This is a genomic window from Shewanella sp. HL-SH5 (genome assembly GCF_051163755.1).
Lineage (GTDB): Bacteria > Pseudomonadota > Gammaproteobacteria > Enterobacterales > Shewanellaceae > Shewanella > Shewanella glacialimarina.
This window is the reverse complement of the sequence record NZ_CP195038.1, coordinates 1,307,957-1,329,959: the sequence shown is the minus strand read 5'-3', so window position 1 is coordinate 1,329,959 and position 22,003 is coordinate 1,307,957. Positions and strand designations below refer to the sequence as shown.

The following is a 22,003-nucleotide window of genomic DNA, read 5'->3' as shown; positions in this document are numbered from 1 at the left end:
GGAGCGCAACATGAATAGTTTACAATTAAACTTAAATAAACAAGTTATTGAGCAACAACAGTTTTGTTCTGAGCTAGATCAATTTATGCTGAATAACGCGATAAATGACCGCCAAAGATTTAAGGTGATCACCTGCACATTAGAGGGAGTTAACAATATCTTGCAACATACCGAATGTGATGCTGCAAATATTATCTTATTGATGCATTGTAATGCCGACCGAATTATTGTCGATTTATTAGATACCGCACCCTATCACTCGCTGCCAACGCCAACAGATTGTCCTGATAATAATACCGAAAACGGCAGAGGATTATGGATCATGTATAACTGGATGGATCAGGTTTTAAACCAACCTACGGTGTTAGGCAGCCATTTAAGAATGAGCCTATTAAGGCATTAAAATGGAAGATAACATAACAGCAAAATCAACTGTCTCAATCATCAGCTTGGCTGCACCTAAATCGCAGCCAAGTTGCCTCAACCACAGCACTGAGACTTTATTAAACGGCAATAAAAAAACCACTTCAATAAACGCCATTAAATATTATGCTTAATAAGCGTTTCTATACCAAATTAAGGTTATTTCATGCCTTTTCGCCACACATCTTCGCGCCCCTCTTTAATAAGACGCTCGTTATTTTCCCTCATAGGGTCAATACTGTCGACTGGGACCTGCGGCACGATACTGTTATCCTGACCATCATTCTTGTCGTGAAGTGAAGTTGCACAAGCACTAAGCCCAAATAGCACTAATATTCCGCAAACTGATTTCAGCAACATGCCTTTACCTTTACTAATTTGATTAAGCTAGCCATTTTATGAATTGAAACCTATCGAGTCCAATTATTTACATTTAATAAAGCTAGATTGAATAGCTTTGTTACTTAAATAAATGGCGAATAACCCCCTCACCTATATATTGCTGACCGCCCTCAGCTCTGTAACAACATTCATTAAAACTAGTCAAACCGGATTTAGGTGCAACAAGCTGCTTAACTTAGCCACTCGGGTAAAAGCTTGTCTGAGAGATGGTTAAGTCAGACTAATTCAAGGTCTTTGTTGGTCATAAAGACTCAAAAGCAAAGTACTCACTATCGTTTAACTATTTTGTGATTTTTATTTGTTAATGCTCATTTCAAGATTTTAAGCCCCTAAAAAGAGGTATATGCAATCTGTTGCATATTGCTAATTTTCATATTCAATTTGCAAAAGCTAGATCTGAAAACACTAATTATCCAATAAAAACAGACAATTAAATATTGGCACGCTTACTGCAAAACCTTAAGCACTCAAGATAGAACGTTTTAGGTTCCCCTTAAACTAAACGTAAAACGACAACATTATCTTACTTGGTAATTTAACAAAAAATGAGGTGACATTATGAACTTCGAATTAAAAGCAGAAAAACATGCCAGTGTGGTTCGTCTACCAGCAAAAATGGTTATGGCACAAACACCCACATACCGCGCCGCGATTTTAGATTACATCAATCAAGGCCATACCCGTTTAGTCATCGACATGAGCAACTTAGAGTATATCGATTCAAGTGGCTTATCAGTGTTAATTTCAGCCCGTAAACAGGCAATGAGTTATCAAGGCAATATTGTCCTGCTTAACCCAAAATCCAGCGTTAGGGCATTAATCGAACTGACTCGTTTGCATCACATTATGGACATTTATGAATCTGAGGAACAAGCGTTAGACAACTTACGTTTTAGCTCACTCATCGAAGATATTGCCAGTTAACTTGCATTTATCTTAATTGATTCATTCTAAGGAGCTACATTATGACAAACACAAAACTTGCAGCACTTATCGGTATTTTCAGCACCAGCTTAACCGGCTGTGTGACCCCGAATGCACCTGCTAGCAAAGATATTTGTCAAATTGACACTCTGACAGAATGCCATTATTTTGGTCAAACTATGCCCTATGACCGCCAAATTAGTGCCCAGAAACCTAGTCATCCTGCATTTACACTTGCAGAACATCTGACCATGAACGATGCCAACAATGCTGTTATAACTAAAGACAGTTTTAAGATCGGTCATTTAGATCCGAGTTTACAAGCAACTCAATGGAAAAATGCCCAACTTAAGCTGTCTGTTGGCGATAAATTAAATATCAGTATCTTAAACGGTGATGATTTTAGCAAAGCCGTTGAGATTGATGCTGACGGCAATATCTATTTGCCTTACATGCGGGCTGTTGTGGCTAAAAACCTCACTTTAGCGCAACTCAACAGCGCAATTAAAAACCAGCTTATTATTGAAAATTTAATGCAGCCACATGCTATCCGCATTAGCATTGTTCCAATCAGCTGGGCGCCAATTAACATTATGACTTCAGGTGCCGTATTTGAACCTGGTCAACACATGATCAACAAGAAACTTCCCATTGAAGAGAAAGATGATGGTAGCAACTATGCCGGCGATCAGGCAACCGAGCGCAGCATTGAAGCCGCTCTGCGATCCTCTGGTGGCATTCGCCCTGATGCCGACTTAACAGCAGTCAATGTTATTCGTGATAATCAAATTTATAGTCTTGATCTCAGCGGTATATTAACGGGTGAGGCTATCAAAGAGTTCACATTAATGAGTGGCGATAAAGTCCATGTGCCAAGCAGTAATCAGTTTGATGATGAGCTAGCCAGACCATCGCCGATCACAGCGCCCGGTATTCGAGTGTATATTTCAAACCTAACTCAACCAGCAAGCTCAAACAGTCAATCTGCAGTAGACCGTGAGGCAACACGTTTTCCTTATGGAACACGTTTATTGAATGGCGCCATTGCCGCGAACTGTGTCGGTGGCGCACAAACAACTAACGCTGGACGTTACATTTTGCTTATCACTAAAAATCCATTATCTAATCAAGTGGATGTGGTAGAACGCTCTATTGATGGCCTTATTCAACAACCCTGGTCAAATAAGATGAACCCTGTGTTGCTGCCTGGTGACGGACTTGCCTGTTATGACTCTCGCATGACTAACTTCCGTGAAATGGCCCGCAGCGTAACCGAAGTGCTTATTCCTTCAAGCCTGATTGGCTGGTTATAAAGGAGTTTCCCATGGATAACGTCATTGAGAAAAACATAATTGAATATGAAAAAATCAGTGTGCCTTTTACTGAGCCCGTAAAGAACAACTCAAAAAAATCTTCCAATGAGGCTGATTATCAAATAAATGATTCCAAAGATAATAGCTTAAGTGAATTAGCTTATTTGTTTTGGATTAAGCGCGCGGCATTAGAAGGCAGCAAACTCACCCCTAAAGCCCGTAAAAAATTGTATTTTAAAACCGCATTAGTCAGTTTACTGATTATCTGGGCAGCTACTTTCTTACTGATGGCGATTAAACCAACCTCTTATGTGTCTAAATGGACTCTGATTTTACCGGGGAATGGAGCAGGCTCATTGGTGAGTTTGGACAGTATTGGTCAGGCCACCAGCTCATCAAGCTCACCATATTTAAGCTCGGCAATTGACCCTCGTGAAAACTATAAAGCAATATCTGACACTGACTTATTACTGACCTCTGCGGCAACCAGCTTAAAAATACCCGTTGGCCAGCTTGGTAAACCAAAACTTAAATTACCCAGTCAAACTGGCTTAATGGAATTTAGTATCAAAGGCGGCTCAGCAAAAGAAGCGCAAGATAAAGCTTGGGCGCTTTACCGTTCATTGCAAAATTTGCTAAACGACTTACGTGCCGATGAAGTTAATTTAAGGGAAAGTGGCATCATTCAGGGTTTAGCGGGATACAACCAAAAGGTGAAGCTATCCCAAGACGCTATTTTAGCATTTCAATCTGAACGCGGCTTAGTCTCACTTGACCAATTTAAAGAATTAGCGCTCACCATCGAACGTCTACGTCATAACCGCGTTAATATGATTTCAAAATTGAAAGGTATTGAAGCAGAAGAAAAATCATTAATGTTGCACTTAGGCACCACTGCCAATGAAGCCGCCGATTTATTAAAATTGCACAATGATAAATATTTTCAGCAATTACTGACATCTCACAATGAAATATTGGGTAAATTACACGAGCTTTCTGCACATTTTGGCAGTAATCATCCACAAATAACCAGCCTAAATGCCGAAGAAACAAAGTTACAAAATGCCCTTTCAGAAAGAATTAGCACTTTAATTGCACATCAAAAAGGTAAAGCCGATCGCACATTGATTAACAAGCTATTATTAGATGATATTGATGGCCGTGCCGATTTAATGGAGCAGCTCATTCAGTTAAAAGCGACTAACACTGGCCTTAATGAAGAGCTAAATACACTTGATAGCCAAATTTTGCAGTGGGAAACTCGCTTAGAGCTTTCTAATGATGATGCGGCTAAATTAGAAGATTTGCACCGCGCTCATCAATTAGCGACGGCGGTAATGACCTCAGCAGTGGCCAAAATGGATGTAGGCAAGGCCGATATTTTTACTGCATATCCATTATTGCAATTATTGTCACCACCTTCTCTGCCATCAAAAGCTGATAATTTGGCGACTATGTTATTACTAGTAGCGGCTTTGGGCGCGTCATTTATGGCACTAATAGGACTAAGTATTTTATGGATCCGCAAACCGTTACTCCGCAAAATGCTGACGAAAGACTCGTCTATAAAGCAATAGTGTATAGCTATCTTTTTTGGCTAGTGGGGGCGTTATATATTGTCGCCCCTGTGATTGCCTGGATATTGTTTTGTCGCTTATTGGTTAAAAAAATATCTTACCAACCAGCACATACTATTAGTCTGGCCCACTATGTATGGCTATTGGGTATGTGGGTGATGTTAATGGCATTGATTGTGGGCCATTTAGAGCAAGGTTTAGGCCTGGCAAAATTAATTAAATCCACTATTGGTTGGGCAAAAGGCTGGGCACTTCTGGCCATATTCCCTGTGGTGGCTTGCCTTAATATCAGACCGCAAATTATTTACCGGGCTTGCTGCCAAGTGTGTAAACACACGGTTTTATTATTGCCTATATTCTTACTGGCTTGGATTATCCGTTTACCCAGCACCCTTTATGTTTCACCTTTAAGTATTATTGGTGGACCTGGTCCTGAGTTTTTCTCGTTAAGCTTATATGAAATAGACCCTGGTAGCGGTATTCCTCGCTGGCGACTATTCACTCCTTGGGCTCCAGCCTTAGGCATGCTTGGCAACTTATATTTCATTTTTGCTTTACAAGAATCATCAACTCAATGGAAACGGTGGGGAGTGATAGGCAGTCTGTTAATGGTGTTAATGTCGCAGTCACGCTTAGCATTAATTTGTTATCTCGCCTTATTTGGCTATTTCTCTATGCTTAAATTTGTCCGCTCTCCAATACTTTATTTCATTCTGTGTCCTGTCATTCTGGCCACAGGGTTTGTCGGAGAATCGATTCTTAACAAAATATCCATGAGTATTGCCGCGGTAAAATCAGCACGGGCGGATTCCACCAGAGTAAGACAGGCCTTAGCTGACATTGCCGTTGAGCGTTGGTGGAATGAGGCGGTATTATTTGGGCATGGCATTGTTGAGCGAGGCCCGCACATGGTGGAATATATGCCAATAGGGTCACATCATACCTGGTATGGGCTTTTGTTCGTAAAAGGCTTAGTGGGTGCAGTTGCACTGGCTGTGCCTATGTTAGTGAGCTTTGTTGTGCTGATGGTTAATATATTTGCCCGCCCTTTAGCTAAAGTTGGTATGGCGATATTAATGCTACTAATGCTTTATACCTTAGGTGAAAACCTCGAAATCTTAGCTTATCTGTTTTGGCCCGGCTTAATTATTTTAGGTAAAGCCTTAATTGCAGACAATGACAACATACCAATAGAAGAACCTAATGGACAAATATCAACCAGATAAGACTAAAAACAATGCGCTACATCATCAGCGTCAAAGACTTTATAACTGAAATGCAATGGTGAGGGCCGTAAATTGAGTAATTGCTTTTTGATAACAAGATGATTATGCCCTAACAATTCAAATTTCAATGATTAAAATATGAGTCGCGAGAATCTAAGCCGCTAAGACCCTGTTAGACATTATCAGTATCGAAATATCTCACCATTCGATCCCTTTCACCACTTCAGCGCTCACCTTGGCTGTCACAAACTGAATCCCCCCACATTGCATTTTGCCTTTGCATTCTGCAAAACCATTTATCCAAACTAAAAAAATAAAATAAAAATCATTTAAAAACAATAACTTAAAACATGGCACGATTTGTGTAACTCTTAGCATATAAAGCGATAAATTAACGCTAGGATGAATATGAAACACCAGCATAAAACATTATTTGATCAACCCCTCATGCTAATTCGCTCAGGATTTACAGGGCTAGGCAAAAGCATGATGTGGTTAGGTTCGGCCCAGTTTAGTGGACGTATTATTCGTCTACTTTCAAGTATCGTACTGGCCAGATTACTGATGCCTGAAATGTTTGGCCAAGCGGCAATTGTACTCACCCTGTTCGAATTAATTTGTACCGCCACACGCAGAATTACCTCCGCGGCATTAATCCGTATGGATAACGAGCAATTTATTGGCCATTTAAGCAGTGCTAATTGGGTTAACTGGGGAGTGTGTTTATTGGCATTTTTGCTAATGCTAATAACCAGTTACCCGATTGCCAGTTATTACCATGACTCATCGTTAATTTTACCCATTGCGGTAATGGCAACGAGCTTTTTATTACTGCCAATAGGTATGCAATATGCCACCTTAAACTTACGCAACAATAAAATGCGTATTGTCGGCCGAGCGAATCTTTGGCAAACCCTTATTGATGCGGCGCTTACTGCAATACTAGCCTTAGCTGGGTTTGAAATTTGGGCAATCATTTTACCCAAAGTATTGGTGATTATTGTGTGGATTGCGATTCATCGTTACCATAATCCTTTACCTAAAGTGCAATCTGTAATGGGTATTCAATATGCTCAAGTCATCACACTTTTACACTTTGGCATACCCGTTAGCTTAAGCGATTTAACCAACACCCTAAGACAAAATATTGATTATTTATTAATTGGCTACTTCATGGGTGTGGAAGCTTTAGGGGTGTACTTTTTTGCTTACAACATTAGCCTGGGGATAAGCCTTGGGTTAATTCAAAGCTTTGGCACCGCATTTTATAGCCACCTTTGCCAACGTAATGCGGTTGAGGATGATTTATCGGCAAAATACCTCAGCAGTATCGCCGCCATTATGGCAATAACCGTACCTGTTATTTTACTGCAAAGCGCACTTTCTGATTGGTATGTTCCATTGGTTTACGGTGATAAATGGCTATCAACCGATGCCATAAATGTCTTCCTGTTTCTTTGTCTAAGTGGCTTAGTAAGACCGCTAGGCGAAGCCGCAAGCCAATTGTTACTTGCAAATGGTTTAAGTCAAACCAACCTCAAAATTAATGTATCACTCACCATTTGTCTGGCAATAGTCATCGGCATTGCTTGCCAATTCAGTCTGATCACAGTGGCACAAACCGTAATGGTGAGTTACCTCGTCACCTTGCCAGTCATTTGTATCTATAGCTACCAAAAAGTATTTAAAAATAATCAACAACTTACCTCTGTAGGAGAATCACTATGACCCCTAAAATTACTGTTGTTATGCCCGTATACAACGTGCAAAAGTTTGTAAAACAAGCGATTGAATCCGTCTTAGCACAAACCTTTACTGATTTTGAGCTGATCATTGTCAATGATTGTGCAACAGATAGCAGCTTGAAAATCTGCCAGCAATTCCATGATCGCCGAGTTAAGATAATTAACCATCTGGAAAACAAAGGGCTGGCTGCAGCACGTAACACGGGGATCAGGCATGCGCTTGGCAAGTATGTGGCATTTTTAGATTCTGACGATATGTGGCATGCAGAAAAACTGCAACGTCATTGCGATCATCTTGATGCCAACCCCAAAGTCGGGATCAGCTTTTCGCGCTCGAGTTTTATGAGCTATGACGGCAAGTTATTAGACTTTTATCAGATGCCACAACTCAACAATATTGATGCGGCGCATTTATTATGTCGCAACCCGGTGGGTAATGGTTCGGCGCCGGTGATCCGCCGTGCAACACTCAATGATATTCGCTTTCAAGCGGTGAACCATTATGAGCTTTACTCGTGCTATTTTGACGAAAAGTTCCGTCAATCTGAAGATATTGAGTGTTGGCTGCGCATTGTGGCAACAACAAAGTGGAAAATGGAAGGCTTACCACAACCATTAACTTACTATCGCTTAAATCATGGCGGATTGTCTGCTAACTTATTGAAGCAGCTGGCCTCATGGGAACAAATGATCAGTAAGGCACGTTACTTTGCTCCTAAGCTGTTAAAACGTCATGAAAATGATGCTAGGGCTTATCAACTACGATATTTAGCACGCCAGGCTATTAGAATGAAAGATGGCAAAATGGCCGCTAAATTAGCAACACAAGCCTTAACAACCTCGCCTAAAATCTTAAAAGATGAAATGGGCAGAACCATTAGCACTGTCAGTGCGGCATATATGCAATGGTTGTTACCCGCTTTTGCCTATCATTGGCTAGAAAGTTTAGGGCAAAAAGCCATTGGCAGTATCCAAAAGTATAAAATTAGCCGTGATGGTGTGTCATCTATCTTTTTATAAAAGCACTCATGTAACATTCCTTATTCCCTCTGATACAAACCTGTTTGCATGCTGCCTTGCAAACTGCAAACAGGTTCTTCCCCCTTAATTAACAAATAAAAAAACCTTAAATAATAACAACTTAAAACATGGCATGATTTAAGCAAAGCTAGATATATAACAACTAATTTCCTAGTGGAAATTCAACAATATATCGAGGTGGCTTATGCGAACTCACACTGCACAAATTTCAGCGTCAGTAAGAATTATCGAGACTCTACTGAGCTTAATGTTACTGGTATTTATCAGCCCTATATTAGTGCTTAAGGCTATTCATCTTAAAGTAACCTCAGGACAAGCATTCGAGACTATCTACCTTCACAGTGGTCAGGGTGAACCGATTGCATTGTTGCAGTTTACCCATTCAAAACTATCTTATCTGCTAGGTTTACTGAATGTCATAAAAGGCGAGCTAGGATTAGTAGGAAGCCAATATCAATATGCGGTATTACCCTATAATGACTACTTGGTTCGTCCTGGGTTAATGTCATTTAAGCAAATGCACGCCAGAATGGGCATAGCCTACGATCAATATGTGATTAACCCAAAACTGAACACTTCAGTAGTGTGTTACCTGCTAGCAACACTGCGCTGTTTGCTAGGGTACGCCTTGTCTTCAACTGTGGTTTGCTCAACTCAAAAGCAGTTTCAATTATTCAAAGTCACCATCAGCAATATCACCATGAGTGATGCTATTAGCAGTATCCTTAACAGTGCTAAAACCCCTAAGTGCGACAGCTATGCATTTGTAAATGCCGACTGCATGAATATCGCCTATAAAAATATTCAATATAGACAGACACTTAATCTCAATAAACACGTATTTGCTGACGGAAGTGGTTTACGTCTGGCCTGTAAAATTCATCAAATTGCCCTAAAAGATAATGTGAATGGCACGGATATGTTTCCCCTTTTATGCCAACAAGCTGCCGATCAGGGTGTAGGAATATTCATGCTGGGTGCAAAACCGGATATCGCCAACAAAGCGGCGGCAAAAATGCAGCAGCGCTTTCCACAGTTACGTATTTGTGGCACCCATGATGGCTATTTCTCTGCGCAACAAACCGATGATGTAATCAACAAAATTAATGCCTCTGGCGCAAAAATACTGTTAGTCGCTATGGGGGCACCAACACAAGAGCGTTGGATAGCTGAGCACAGTTCAAAGCTAAGCGTTGGCGCGGCCATAGGTGTCGGTGGCTTATTTGATTTTTATGCGGATGCCGTAAGCAGAGCGCCTGTTGCCGTTCGTCAAATGGGAATGGAATGGACCTGGCGATTAATGCAAGAGCCAAAAAGAATGTGGCGCCGTTATATTGTGGGTAATCCTTTATTTGTAATGCGTGTCTTTATCGAGTTAGCCCAACAAAAAATGTTCAATAGCAAACCAGAACCAACGGCTAAAATAGACGAATTGCAAAATGCAGCAGTTAACTTTCAAAATGCAAATTTAACCTCATCAGCGGAGCAGAATTTCTCGATGTTAGGTAAAAATACACCACAAGTTAATCACAAAAGATACCAATGGTTTTTTCTTAAAATCAAACTTAATCAAATCGCCAAAAGGCTGCTTGATATTCTTGGATCAGGTACGCTGTTGATATTACTTTCACCGCTATTCCTATTCACTGCATTGGCTATTCGTCTCGAATCAAAAGGCGCTGTGTTATTCAGCCAAACCCGTGCTGGGCAAGACAATCAACCTTTTACCATGTGGAAGTTTCGCTCGATGTTTAGTGATGCTGAAGCGCGTTTAGCTAAGCTTCAAAGTGAAAATGAAATGCGTGGTGGGGTCCTGTTTAAAATGAAGCTAGACCCACGGATCACCTACGTTGGTAAGTGGATCCGCAAGCTGTCAATTGATGAATTACCACAACTTTGGAACGTGTTAAAAGGCGAGATGTCATTAGTTGGCCCGCGTCCTGCATTGCCTACTGAAGTGAACCAATATCAATTGTCAGATAGACGCAGATTGATGGTAAAACCCGGTATCACTTGTATTTGGCAAGTATCAGGAAGATCTGACATTCCTTTTGATAAACAAGTTGAATTAGATGTTGATTATATCTACCAACAATCGCTGGTTAAAGACATTCAATTATTATTTAAAACCATACCCGCGGTGTTATTTGCCCGTGGTGCGTATTAGGAGAAGACCATGCAAGCCATTATTTTTGCTAATCGTTCAGCCACAGAACTAGCACCACTGAATCGTCAGTACAGCGCGGCATTAATGCCTTTAGTTAATAAAGCCTTAATTGAATATACGTTAGAGGACTTATCTTGTGCAGGTATTACCCATGCGAAGTTAGTGGTTGCCAACCGAGCAAGTGAGATTGAAGCGCATATTGGCACAGGGGCCAAATGGAACCTAACCATAGATTACTTTTTAAGTAAGCCTGAAGAAGATGTTAATTCAGTGCTACAACGTATGCAGTTAGACCCACAACAAACTCAGCTGGTTGTCCGCGGTGATATAGTTAGAACGCCCTGTATTAAAAGGTTTGTCGATTTTGCTTCAAACATAAAGCACACTTTTGTATTAGCAACTATGAACAATCAAAATCCTGGGTTATTAATGTTACCCGCGGGCCGTTCACATGGGGCAAGTTTAAATTGGCCTATCGCCGAATTACCCCTTAATCAGCAGCGTAGCATCAATCAAGTACTACACGGGAAAACCTTCCATTTAGACAGTATTGAAAACTTTGTTGCTGCGACAAGCCATATCATCAAACATGCCGATGAGTTCGCCATTAAAGGCCGTAAAGTAAACAGCATGGGAGTCGCTGGTTTATACCTTGGCCAACAAACCCAATGCCCAAGTTTTGCTGAACAAACAGTTCATGGCTGCATTGGCGCAAATAGCTTTGTCCACTCATCAGTTAACTGTAATAACTTAATCGTTATTGGCCAAAACTGTTTTATAGAAGACAGTGAGCTAAATGATAGCATCATCATGCCCAATACTTTTGTGGGTAAAAATCTCACCGTAAAAAATCAAATTATTTCGCAAGATTACATCATAGATATAGCCCATAACACTTGGGTAAAAGTCAATGATACTAGCCTTGTTGCAGCTTGTCAGACTGGCGTTAAGCCACAGCAAAAACCGTCATTAGTACATAGATTCATTGGTTTTGCTTTGCTGATACTGGCTTTACCTTTAATGCTGATAAGTTTACTGGTCGCCAAAGCAACTTCCCCTCAACAGCCTATTATTCGCTTCAATGCCAGTAGTAACCAGCAGCGCACAATTCAGTTATACGAAATCGCTGTCAATTCGCAAATATTAGCCAAGTTACCGCAATTGTGGCATGTAGCCAAAGGCAATCTATTACTTTTCGGGGCAAGCGCAACCTTAAACCAACAGGCTAAATATGGGGTATTTGGTCCGGTACAACTGTTACTTGATAAAAATGCCCCCGCAGAAGAAATTGAATTAGTTGAGATGGAGTTTCAGCAATTAAGTCAACTCGGATACGTCAAACGTTTATGGCAATTAGCTTAATGCATACCAGACAAAATTTGAGGATACAGATATGAAAACCATTATAACCTACGGCACATTCGATTTATTCCATTTTGGCCATGTTAGATTGTTTAAGCGCTTAAAAAGCTTAGGAGATAGATTAATTGTAGGCGTTTCAACTGATGAGTTTAATGCCTTAAAAGGCAAAGCAGCCTTCTTTAATTATCAGCAAAGAATTGAAATTGTTGAGGCCTGTAAATACGTTGACATGGTGATAGCTGAAACGGATTGGCGTCAAAAACGTACTGACATTATTCGCCTCAATGCTGATGTATTTGCCATTGGCGACGATTGGGCAGGTAAATTTGATGACTTGAATGATATTTGTAACGTCCTATATTTAGAACGTACTCAACAGATATCGACCACTGATATCAAAAATAATTTAGCAAACACCCGTCCCGCGATATTAAGCCCGCAAACGGTTTAATTCGCGGTTCACTCATTCAATTTGGATAACGGTCATGAAAGGTATTTTACTGTTTATACGCTTTGCTATCACGCAGCTTATTTATACTCTTTCAGGCTTGACTCCAAGAGGTCACAAAGCGGTGATGGGCTGTTATAAAGATAAATTTGCCGATAACAGTAAATACTTATTTTTACACTGGCAGCAACAACAAACCATCCGCGCTATTTGGATATCCGCTGATAAACACATAGTTAAGCGTTTGCAAGATGAGGGATATGAAGCCTATTTAAGATGGTCACGGTTAGGTGTGTGGCATAGTGCAACCGCTAAGTATTATGTGTATAACACCTATATTGGCGATGTTAATCAATACCTCGCCAAAGGCGCTGTTAAAATTAACTTATGGCACGGTTCGCCATTAAAACAAATCGAATTTGATATCAGTAATGGCCCACTATTTCAGGTTTATCATCCGCAAAATATCAGCCAAAAGTTCATTGCTAAAGCCCTGTATCATCAACAATATGTCCGCCCAAACTTAATGATAGCTCCCAGCGATACGGTTAAAAAACTGTTTGCTAGTAGCTTTAGAATTAACGATGAGCAGTTTTTAACCTGTGGCAATCCACGCACCGACTATTATCAGCGTTATAAAAGTGAAGATTGGTTGCAACTTCAGCTGCCGTTAAACACGCAGCAAGTTATCCTATATGCGCCGTCATGGCGCGACAGCCATTTAGATAACGCTGCCAACATTTATACTCAAGCCATCGACTTTGAATGCTTGTCAGCACAATTACAACAGTCGAATCAATGCTTGTTGATAAGGTTACATCCAAATGAAGCGCATCTTGCGACTGAGCTAAGCCAGTATCCGAATATTATTAATGTCACTTTTTGGGATGATATTTACGGCATTCTGGAGAAAATTGATTTGTTAATAACAGACTATTCATCTATCTATATTGATGCCCTGCAATACCCATGTGACATTGCGTTTTTCTTATTTGATAAAGCACACTATCAAGCAGAATGTCGCAGTGAATACCCCTATGTGGCTGAATTACCTAAGGCAGGCATCAATTTATTCATCTTTAGTGATTTACAGGATTATTTAATTGAATTTGCTGATCAGCGCTATGATTTAACTGACAGTAAAGTACAGAACACTATTAAAGACTCAGCCAGAAGTCGTTTAATCAATACCTTTTGGCAATATCAAAGCCGCAGTGGTTTAGATTGCTTAGATGCCTTTGTTCAAAATGAGCAAATTGCAGCCACAAAAAAGCCTGCTTAATTAGCAGGCTTATTTTGTCAGCAATCTAATTACTTTTTACGCCATGAAGTGCCACTTGGGCCATCTTCTAACACGACGCCAAGCTCGTTTAAGCGATCGCGTGCAACGTCCGCTGCTGGCCAATCTTTTTCTGTACGAGCGCGGTTACGCTCAACAATCAAGGCTTCAATTTCAGCCACTTCATAATCAGTACCCTCACCTTTGAAGAAAGCGTCCGGAGTTTGGCTGACAATACCTAATACTGAGGTTAACTGTTGAAGGCTAACACCCAATGCCGAAGCTGCGGCCATATCTGTTAACTTAAGACGGTTGATTTCACGCACCATATCAAATAGTACTGAGTAGGCTTCAGGGGTATTAAAGTCATCGTCCATAGCTGATTTAAACTTAGCGACGTACTCTGTGGCTGGCGCAGCCTCAACGGTTAAGTCTAAATCCTTTAGCGCGGTGTATAAGCGCTCTAATGCGGCACGGGCCTGTTTTAAATTATCTTCAGAATAATTTAGCTGACTACGATAATGGCCTGACAACAAGAAATAACGCACAGTTTCAGGGTCGTAATGCGCTAATACATCACGAATGGTAAAAAAATTGCCTAATGACTTAGACATCTTTTCACGATCTATCATCACCATGCCTGAGTGCATCCAGTAGTTTACATAAGGCGTGTCATGGGCACAGCAGGACTGGGCTATTTCATTTTCATGGTGTGGGAATTGTAAATCTGAGCCACCGCCATGAATATCAAAATGCGTCCCTAAGTGCTTGCTGTTCATGGCTGAACATTCAATATGCCAACCTGGACGACCTGAGCCCCATGGCGAATCCCATGTTGGTTCACCCGGCTTTGACATTTTCCATAGCACAAAATCCATCGGATTTTGCTTACTTTGATCCACTTCTACACGAGCACCAGCTTGCAACTGGTCTAAGTTTTGCCCAGATAAACGGCCATAATCTTTGTAAGATGCAACACTGAATAATACATCGCCATCCGGGGCAACATAAGCATGACCACGGTCTAATAAACGCTGCACCATTTCAATAATTTCAGGCATGTGCAATGTGGCTTTTGGCTCAAAATCAGGACGCACCATGTTGAGTGCATCAAAATCTTTATGCATTTCAGCGGTCAAACGCTCTGTTAACGCATCGCAAGATTCGTTATTCTCGTTGGCGCGCTGAATAATTTTATCGTCAACATCGGTAATATTACGTTGAAAATTAACCTCGTAACCTATGTAACGTAAATAACGTACTATCATGTCAAAAGATACAAAGGTACGGCCATGACCGATATGACATAAGTCATAGATAGTTATGCCACAAACATACATTCCAATTTTACCTGGTGTTATCGGCTTAAATTCTTGTTTATCGCGGCTCATACTGTTGTAAATCTTTAACATCGAAGTTCTCTTTTAAGCATATTAATCGAAAAATAATTCCTAGCGATTCTAGCATGATGGACACGCTTTTGAACACAATGCTTTAAGCAGCAATCAAGATAAGTTAGAATCGCCGCAAATTATTTTATTTAAGTGAGACTTCATGATTACTTTACATACCAACCTTGGTGACATTAGCTTACAACTTGATGCTGAAAAAGCCCCGGTAACAGCGGCTAACTTCATGAAATACGTAGAAGAAGGCTTTTACGAAGGCACTGTTTTTCACCGTGTAATTGATGGGTTTATGATCCAGGGCGGTGGTTTTACTGAAGAAATGGATCAAAAACGTGTCAATGCTTCAATTAAAAACGAAGCAAGCAATGGCTTATCAAACCGCAAAGGTACGGTAGCTATGGCACGTACTTCTGATCCTCATTCAGCTACAGCGCAATTCTTTATCAACGTCAATGACAATACATTCCTTGATTTTAAGTCAGAAACGTCTCAAGGCTGGGGTTACTGCGTATTTGGTGAAGTGGTTGAAGGTTTAGACATCATTGAAAAAATGAAAGTGGTCGCCACAGGTAACCGTGGTATGCATCAAGATGTACCATTAGAAGCGATTGTTATTCAAAGCGTATCTGTTAAGTAATGCGTACCGCTTTTGTGGGTGATTTGCATTTAAGTGCAGATCGCCCTGACATCACCCAGGCATTCTTGCAGTTTCTCAAACAAGGCTTAGATAATGTAGAAGCACTTTACATTATTGGCGACTTGTTCGAAGTGTGGATGGGTGATGATATTGCCGAAACATATACCGTCGATATTGCTAATGCGATAAATCAAGTATCTCAGCACATACCGGTTTTTTTTACCCAGGGTAATCGAGACTTTATGGTCGGTAAGGCATTTTGTCGCAATGCAGGCATGACCTTATTACCCGATGTGTATAAAACCAATCTTTATGACAACTCAACGGTTATTTTGCATGGCGATAGCTTATGTACTTTAGACATTGGTTACCAGCGCTTTAGACGCTTTCGCAGCCTAACCATAGTCCGTTGGATTTATTCACACCTACCTAAACAGACCCGCCTAAATATTGCCGCTAAAATCAGGCAAAAAAGTCAAACGGGCAATCAGCAAAAACATTATGAAATTATGGATGTTGAGCCAAGTGCTGTTCAGCGTTTACTTGCTGAAACCGGTTGTGATCTTATGATACATGGTCACACTCATCGCCCTAACATTCACTTACTAGCCCAAGGCAAAAAGCGAGTTGTTGTTGGCGACTGGTATACCCAAGGCAGTGTATTAATGGTTGATAAATCAGGTTGTGAATTGGTGCAATTGCCTTTTATTGAAAATTAATTCAACATCAAACACTGGCTCAAAACACCGACCTATTTTATTTTTTGCTAATGATGTATTTAACTCAATCGCGCACCAAAACATTATAAGAGCTGTGTATAGTGACGTATAACTACACTGGCACGCCACTGTGAAATCGAAACTCGGTATCATCGGCCATAATCAATGCCGCTTCTTGCACCCTGAAATACGCGATACGCTCACTGATATCCTCACCCGCTACATCTTGAGCAAGTGATAAATAATCTTGATAGTGACGCGCTTCTGAACGCAACAAAGAAATATAAAACTTACCCAGTTCATCATCTAAGTGAGGGGCGATTTTAGCAAATCGCTCACATGAGCGAGCCTCAATAAATGCACCGACTATTAGCTTGTCGACGATAGTGAGTGGTTCATGGGTGCGTACATGGCTAATGAGCTGTTTGGCATAGGTACCTGCACGCATATTGCTATAATCAATGCCTCTAGCCGTCATTATTTGCAGCACTTGCTCAAAGTGATGAAACTCTTCTTTAATCAACTTAATCATTTTTGATAATAAATCAGCGCTAATACTTAAACGATGGTTAGCCACTAACTCATTAGTAATGTCATTCTTTTTCACATCACGGTTAAGAAAAGCATTGGCATCGCGGGCTTGGCTATAGACAAAATCTTCATAGGGTTTAGCCCAGATTTTTAATATATTTGCGCTGCTTTTATCAATCGCATATTTACGCACCATCATCATCGCAGTTTGAGCCGCTTTTAACTCACAGTTACAGTGGTCGATTAACAAATCCGTTAATTGTTGCGGTTGTCTGGCGTGTTCAATCCAACTGTTTGGGGTTTCACAACCTAAAAACTCATTAATTGGTGCAAGTAGTTGCTGCATAAAGCCCATTATCCTATCAAGTATCTGTGACTATCTTACCTGCAGATATTTTTTTTATGAACACAAATACATAATACCGCTTGACGAAATGCCATTTATGTTCAATAAATAGTCTTGTGCGTAGTAAGTTTTAACTTAATGTTAACAAGCGCATTCAATTACCTTAATAGATAGACTTCAAATTAGGAATGAGGTTATTACTTAGCAATATTACTACTCAGTTTTGTAGTGTTAAGTATATGCAGGACTGATTAAGGCGATTGTAAAGAGCTGTAGTCAGTTCGTCTGTAGTTTGGCGAGCTTGTTGTAATGTGCTAAACAAGGATAACAATAATGATACTGAATCACTTAATGGGGCTTTACACTCATCCAAAACAAGAGTGGCAAACAATCGAAAAAAATCATGAGGCACTTAAAAGCAGCCTTAGTCATGTACTGCTTATTGCCCTCATCCCTGCGATATGTGCATATTTTGCAACCGCACATATTGGTTGGAACCCTGGTGCTGGGGAGGCCTTATTTCTAACCAGTGAAAGTGCGATGATAATGTCTGTTGGAATGTACTTTGGCCTTATTGCTGGCGTGCTGGCCTTAGCATATCTGGCCTACTGGATGGGTAAAACATTTGATGCCGACCCAACTTATACCCAAGCGGTTGAACTAGCATCCTATACCGCAACACCTTTATTTATGGTCGGCTTAGCCGCTTTATATCCGGTACTATGGTTTATTATGGTCGTCGGTTTATTCGGTTTAGCCTACTCTGTATATCTACTTTATGCCGGTGTTCCGATAATAATGAACATTCCAGAAGAAAAAGGCTTTATCTATGCCAGTTCGGTAGTGACGGCAGGTTTGGTCTTACTGGTCGCGTTGATGGGTTCAAGCGTTATTTTATGGAGCTTAGGCTTTGGCCCCATGATGCAATAGATTAAGTATTTAATTAGCTACCCAAGCTATAGCAATAAAAAAAACCAGTCTAACGACTGGTTTTTTATTGGGTAAACTGTAAGAAGTTACTTATATTTACGCATAACCAATGTGGCATTTGTGCCACCAAAACCAAAGCTATTGCTCATAATTGTGGTTAAGTTAGCTTCACGTAACTCGCGAACAATAGGAATATCTTTCGCTTGCTCATCAATGTTATCAATATTGATACTTGGTGCAATAAAGTTATTTTCCATCATCAACATACTGTAAATCGCTTCATGCACGCCCGCAGCGCCTAGTGCATGACCTGTAAGTGACTTAGTTGATGCAACAGGAGGCATTTTATCTTTAAATACCGCACGTAGTGCTTCTAATTCACGAACATCACCCACTGGAGTAGATGTGCCATGGGAATTAACATAATCAATTGGTGTATCAACATCCGCTAGTGCTAGGTTCATACAACGAACCGCACCCTCGCCTGATGGTGCAACCATGTCGTAACCGTCTGACGATGCGCCATAGCCAATAACCTCAGCATAGATTTTTGCGCCTCGGGCTAAAGCATGCTCTAACTCTTCAACAACGACTATGCCGCCGCCGCCAGAAATCACAAAACCATCACGGTCTGCATCATAGGTGCGCGATGCTTTGGTTGGGTTATCATTATATTTAGTCGATAGCGCTCCCATAGCATCAAAGCCCATGGTCAGTGTCCAATCAACTTCTTCAGAACCACCAGCAAATACCATGTCTTGCTTACCCATTTGGATAAGCTCAACGGCATGGCCGATACAGTGGGAAGATGTTGCGCAGGCAGAACTGATAGAGTAGTTAACGCCTCTGATTTTAAACGGCGTTGCTAGGCACGCGCTAGCAGTGCTAGACATAATGCGTGGCACTATATAAGGCCCGACACGTTTGACGCCTTTTTCGCGTAAGGTGTCAGCGGCTTGTACTTGGTTTGAAGAAGACGCACCACCGGTACCAACCACTAATCCAACACGGTCATGTGAATACTGCTCTTCAGTTAAATTAGCATCAGCAATCGCTTCTTGCATCGCGATATAAGCATAAGCCGCGGCATCGCCCATAAAACGTAGTGCTTTACGGTCAATATGGTCTGCTGGGTTGATTTTAATATCACCCCAAACGTGGCTACGTAACTTCATTTCTTCAAACTGCGCTGAATGGGTAATGCCACTGCGACCCGCTTTAAGTGAATCTAACACTTCTTGCTTATTGTTACCGATACTTGAAACTATACCTAGCCCGGTGATCACGACTCTTTTCATTATTTGATATCCATTTAGTAGATGTCGGCACTTAATTGCGGCAATAATATCTGTTTTACGGCATTTAAGTGGTCAGCTTTCCATAAACACAGGTAAAATAATGTTAATTATTCCTGTTTGAGTAAACTATTTTGAGTAAAAGCACCAATTTATTCATGGTAAATCATTATCTGAATTATCTCCAGCGGCTTATAAAACAACTTGATACAGAAACAAAGCTGATCCATGTTGGACATTTAGGCCTAGCTGAACCGTCACATATTAATGATTTAGTGGGTGCATTTACACAATTAAAACAAACCAGCCCAGCCTGGCAACATGGTCGTTTGCATGTGAGTTTATTTACTCATCATAGCAAAGAGCAACAAGCTGAATTTAATGCTTTTATGTTACATTTTAAACAAATATTATGCGATTTTATTTTAGATATTGCCATTGCGCCGATTGAAGGCTGTCAGCGCATTAATATTCGAGATGATATTTCAATAGACTGCTACTTTAGTCGCACTGAGCTGCAATTATCAAGCGTAGCCAATATTCAACATAAGGTTCACCATTGGTTTGCCTGTTCCGATACGATGACGCCCTTATTAAGGGATCACTTTTACCAGATAGCCAATGTTTGGCAACTCGGCAGACTTAGCCATAATAATACGGCAATCAGTATTTACGACAAACCAATCACGCCAACGGATCCATTTTTCTATTCACTGCAAACAGCTATTGCTCAGGCTGGGTTTAAGTTATTGACGGAGCAAACCACTGCTTCAATCACTCAGGAAGTAACTGGGCCAACCACATCGACTAACGCTGTTGATACGATTGCTTGCCAAGAGCGACAAGCATTAAGGCATCAACAACAAGCTACTTTCGCCTATCAAGGTCCGCTTACGCCTGCATCAATTAATCAGCACATAGGAATTATTGGTGGCGGTATAGCCAGTGCTTCACTCGCTTTATCGTTAGCTGAAAGAGGCAAAAGCGTGGTGCTTTATTGTCAGGACGAAGAGATTGGTCAAGGTGCATCAGGCAATAGACAAGGTGCCATTTATCCTTTGCTCACACCCGAAAATGATGCATTAAGTCAATTTTTTCAACAGGCTTTTTTGTATAGTCGTCAGCGGATTCAACGTTTAACCAGTCAAGGTTATAACGTTAGTCATGGCTTCTGTGGTGTACTTCACACAGGTTTTGATGAACGCAGCAAAGCGCGGCTGGATAAAATAATCAAAGGCCAGGACTGGCCTGATGATATTGCTCGTCCGGTATCGGCAAATCAAGCGAGCGACATTGCCGGTGTAGAAATAAAGCAAACAGGTTTGTTTTACCCTTTAGGAGGCTGGATTTGCCCCTATGAATTTGCCAAAGCCTCATTAGATCATGCTATCGCTATTGGCAATATCACCATAAAGATGAACTGCAATATTGAATCTATCAAACAAACAGCGCAAGGTTGGGAATTATTTTCTGGCGAGCAACTGTGTAACGAACAAGACTCACCTATCGCCTTTCACCAGCAGTTAGTCGTTGCCAATGGTGCAAATTTAACCCGTTATCAACAAACCCGTGAGATCCCGCTCAGCGGCTTCAGGGGACAGGTCAGCCATGTACCTTCACAAGGAACACTTGCCAGTCTAAAAACGGTGATTTGCGCCAATGGCTACTTAACCCCGGTTTATGAAGAACTTCACTGTGTCGGCGCCAGTTATGTCAAAAATCCTCAACATTTAGATTTTTGTCCGACTGAACAACAAGAAAACGGTAAGAAAATGAGCCAAAGCTTTGCTGATGTAAGTTGGCCAGACGATATCGATGTGAGTAAAAATGAAGCCCGTGTCGGTATTAGAATGGTCAGTCGCGACCATTTTCCGGTAATGGGTTATGCAACTGATATGGCAGAATTAAATAAACGCTACCAAACTCAACAAGCCAGCAAAGATAAACCCAGTTTATGGCAACAATACTGGCAAACGACACCAGCTCCTATTCATGATGGGTTATTTGTTTTAGGCGGATTTGGCTCTCGGGGGTTAAGTTCAGCGCCCTTAGTTGCCGAGTGTCTGGCTGCAAGCCTATGCGGTGAAATCATGCCTATTAATCTTGAAACACAAACCCTGCTGAGCCCTAATCGAATGTGGATGCGAAAATTACTCAAAGGCAAAGCGATATAAATTGAGTGTTGCTTGCTTCAACCGGTTAAGGCTATGGTTCAATCATCGCCTCCCG

General features: G+C 40.9%; 19 protein-coding genes. 15 read left to right on the top strand and 4 right to left on the bottom strand.

Translation table 11 applies throughout. From position 1 onward, the window contains the following. Window positions 1-10: 10 nt before the first annotated feature. Window positions 11-403: an ATP-binding protein gene (locus ACRWQM_RS05740; protein ID WP_434931540.1), complete on the top strand. Its 393-nt coding sequence runs from the start codon at window positions 11-13 to the stop codon at window positions 401-403. A 179-nt stretch (window positions 404-582) separates the two neighbouring features. Here the strand turns inward: ACRWQM_RS05740 and ACRWQM_RS05735 are convergent, their stop codons facing one another. After that, window positions 583-783, bottom strand: a complete 201-nt coding sequence (locus ACRWQM_RS05735; protein ID WP_434931539.1) for a hypothetical protein — start codon at window positions 781-783, stop codon at window positions 583-585. Between the two features lie 600 nt (window positions 784-1,383). Between ACRWQM_RS05735 and ACRWQM_RS05730 the strand changes: the two genes are divergently transcribed. The 10 genes from ACRWQM_RS05730 to ACRWQM_RS05685 all read left to right on the top strand — a co-directional run bounded on the left by ACRWQM_RS05730 (window position 1,384) and on the right by ACRWQM_RS05685 (window position 13,910). Further along, window positions 1,384-1,749 (top strand): STAS domain-containing protein, encoded by a 366-nt coding sequence (locus ACRWQM_RS05730; RefSeq protein WP_434931538.1) that lies wholly within the window; start codon window positions 1,384-1,386, stop codon window positions 1,747-1,749. A gap of 41 nt (window positions 1,750-1,790) precedes the next feature. Then, on the top strand, window positions 1,791-3,062 hold the full coding sequence (locus ACRWQM_RS05725) for a polysaccharide biosynthesis/export family protein (protein ID WP_434931537.1): 1,272 nt from the start codon (window positions 1,791-1,793) through the stop codon (window positions 3,060-3,062). Window positions 3,063-3,073: 11 nt separating this feature from the next. Next, complete coding sequence (locus ACRWQM_RS05720; protein WP_434931536.1) at window positions 3,074-4,639, top strand: exopolysaccharide biosynthesis protein; 1,566 nt, start codon at window positions 3,074-3,076, stop codon at window positions 4,637-4,639. Then, complete coding sequence (locus ACRWQM_RS05715; RefSeq protein WP_434931535.1) at window positions 4,579-5,865, top strand: O-antigen ligase domain-containing protein; 1,287 nt, start codon at window positions 4,579-4,581, stop codon at window positions 5,863-5,865. The genes ACRWQM_RS05720 and ACRWQM_RS05715 overlap by 61 nt, the downstream gene beginning before the upstream one ends. A gap of 408 nt (window positions 5,866-6,273) precedes the next feature. Continuing rightward, window positions 6,274-7,593 (top strand): oligosaccharide flippase family protein, encoded by a 1,320-nt coding sequence (locus ACRWQM_RS05710; protein WP_434931534.1) that lies wholly within the window; start codon window positions 6,274-6,276, stop codon window positions 7,591-7,593. Further along, the gene (locus ACRWQM_RS05705; protein WP_434931533.1) at window positions 7,590-8,630 is read left to right on the top strand and encodes a glycosyltransferase family 2 protein; all 1,041 of its coding nucleotides are present in this window, start codon (window positions 7,590-7,592) and stop codon (window positions 8,628-8,630) included. Before ACRWQM_RS05710 ends, ACRWQM_RS05705 begins: the two co-directional genes overlap by 4 nt. 205 nt (window positions 8,631-8,835) lie before the next feature. Next, window positions 8,836-10,818: a WecB/TagA/CpsF family glycosyltransferase gene (locus ACRWQM_RS05700; RefSeq protein WP_434931532.1), complete on the top strand. Its 1,983-nt coding sequence runs from the start codon at window positions 8,836-8,838 to the stop codon at window positions 10,816-10,818. Window positions 10,819-10,827: 9 nt separating this feature from the next. Beyond that, window positions 10,828-12,180, top strand: a complete 1,353-nt coding sequence (locus ACRWQM_RS05695) for a sugar phosphate nucleotidyltransferase (protein WP_434931531.1) — start codon at window positions 10,828-10,830, stop codon at window positions 12,178-12,180. 31 nt (window positions 12,181-12,211) lie between these two features. Next, the gene (locus ACRWQM_RS05690) at window positions 12,212-12,631 is read left to right on the top strand and encodes an adenylyltransferase/cytidyltransferase family protein (RefSeq protein WP_226414508.1); all 420 of its coding nucleotides are present in this window, start codon (window positions 12,212-12,214) and stop codon (window positions 12,629-12,631) included. 34 nt (window positions 12,632-12,665) lie between these two features. After that, the gene (locus ACRWQM_RS05685; protein WP_434931530.1) at window positions 12,666-13,910 is read left to right on the top strand and encodes a CDP-glycerol glycerophosphotransferase family protein; all 1,245 of its coding nucleotides are present in this window, start codon (window positions 12,666-12,668) and stop codon (window positions 13,908-13,910) included. A gap of 29 nt (window positions 13,911-13,939) precedes the next feature. Here ACRWQM_RS05685 and cysS read toward each other — a convergent pair whose 3' ends face one another. Beyond that, the gene (gene cysS / locus ACRWQM_RS05680; RefSeq protein ID WP_434931529.1) at window positions 13,940-15,319 is read right to left on the bottom strand and encodes a cysteine--tRNA ligase; all 1,380 of its coding nucleotides are present in this window, start codon (window positions 15,317-15,319) and stop codon (window positions 13,940-13,942) included. 142 nt (window positions 15,320-15,461) lie between these two features. Between cysS and ACRWQM_RS05675 the strand changes: the two genes are divergently transcribed. Both ACRWQM_RS05675 and ACRWQM_RS05670 read left to right on the top strand, forming a co-directional pair. Then, the gene (locus tag ACRWQM_RS05675; RefSeq protein ID WP_434931528.1) at window positions 15,462-15,953 is read left to right on the top strand and encodes a peptidylprolyl isomerase; all 492 of its coding nucleotides are present in this window, start codon (window positions 15,462-15,464) and stop codon (window positions 15,951-15,953) included. Beyond that, entirely contained in the window at window positions 15,953-16,672 is a 720-nt protein-coding gene (locus tag ACRWQM_RS05670) for a UDP-2,3-diacylglucosamine diphosphatase (RefSeq protein WP_434931527.1), read from the top strand. The genes ACRWQM_RS05675 and ACRWQM_RS05670 overlap by 1 nt, the downstream gene beginning before the upstream one ends. Before the next feature lie 112 nt (window positions 16,673-16,784). On the opposite strand, the gene miaE is transcribed toward ACRWQM_RS05670, so the two are convergent. Beyond that, a complete protein-coding gene (gene miaE / locus ACRWQM_RS05665) occupies window positions 16,785-17,549 on the bottom strand; it encodes a tRNA isopentenyl-2-thiomethyl-A-37 hydroxylase MiaE (RefSeq protein ID WP_434931526.1) in 765 nt (254 codons plus the stop codon). A gap of 333 nt (window positions 17,550-17,882) precedes the next feature. On the opposite strand from miaE, the gene ACRWQM_RS05660 reads away from it, so the two are divergent. Next, window positions 17,883-18,479: a Yip1 family protein gene (locus ACRWQM_RS05660; RefSeq protein WP_434926650.1), complete on the top strand. Its 597-nt coding sequence runs from the start codon at window positions 17,883-17,885 to the stop codon at window positions 18,477-18,479. Window positions 18,480-18,565: 86 nt separating this feature from the next. Here the strand turns inward: ACRWQM_RS05660 and fabB are convergent, their stop codons facing one another. Further along, window positions 18,566-19,777 (bottom strand): beta-ketoacyl-ACP synthase I, encoded by a 1,212-nt coding sequence (fabB, locus tag ACRWQM_RS05655; protein ID WP_226414494.1) that lies wholly within the window; start codon window positions 19,775-19,777, stop codon window positions 18,566-18,568. 155 nt (window positions 19,778-19,932) lie between these two features. Here fabB and mnmC point away from each other — a divergent pair, with 155 nt between their 5' ends. Then, entirely contained in the window at window positions 19,933-21,948 is a 2,016-nt protein-coding gene (gene mnmC / locus ACRWQM_RS05650) for an FAD-dependent 5-carboxymethylaminomethyl-2-thiouridine(34) oxidoreductase MnmC (RefSeq protein ID WP_434931525.1), read from the top strand. The last annotated feature ends 55 nt before the right edge of the window (window positions 21,949-22,003 follow it).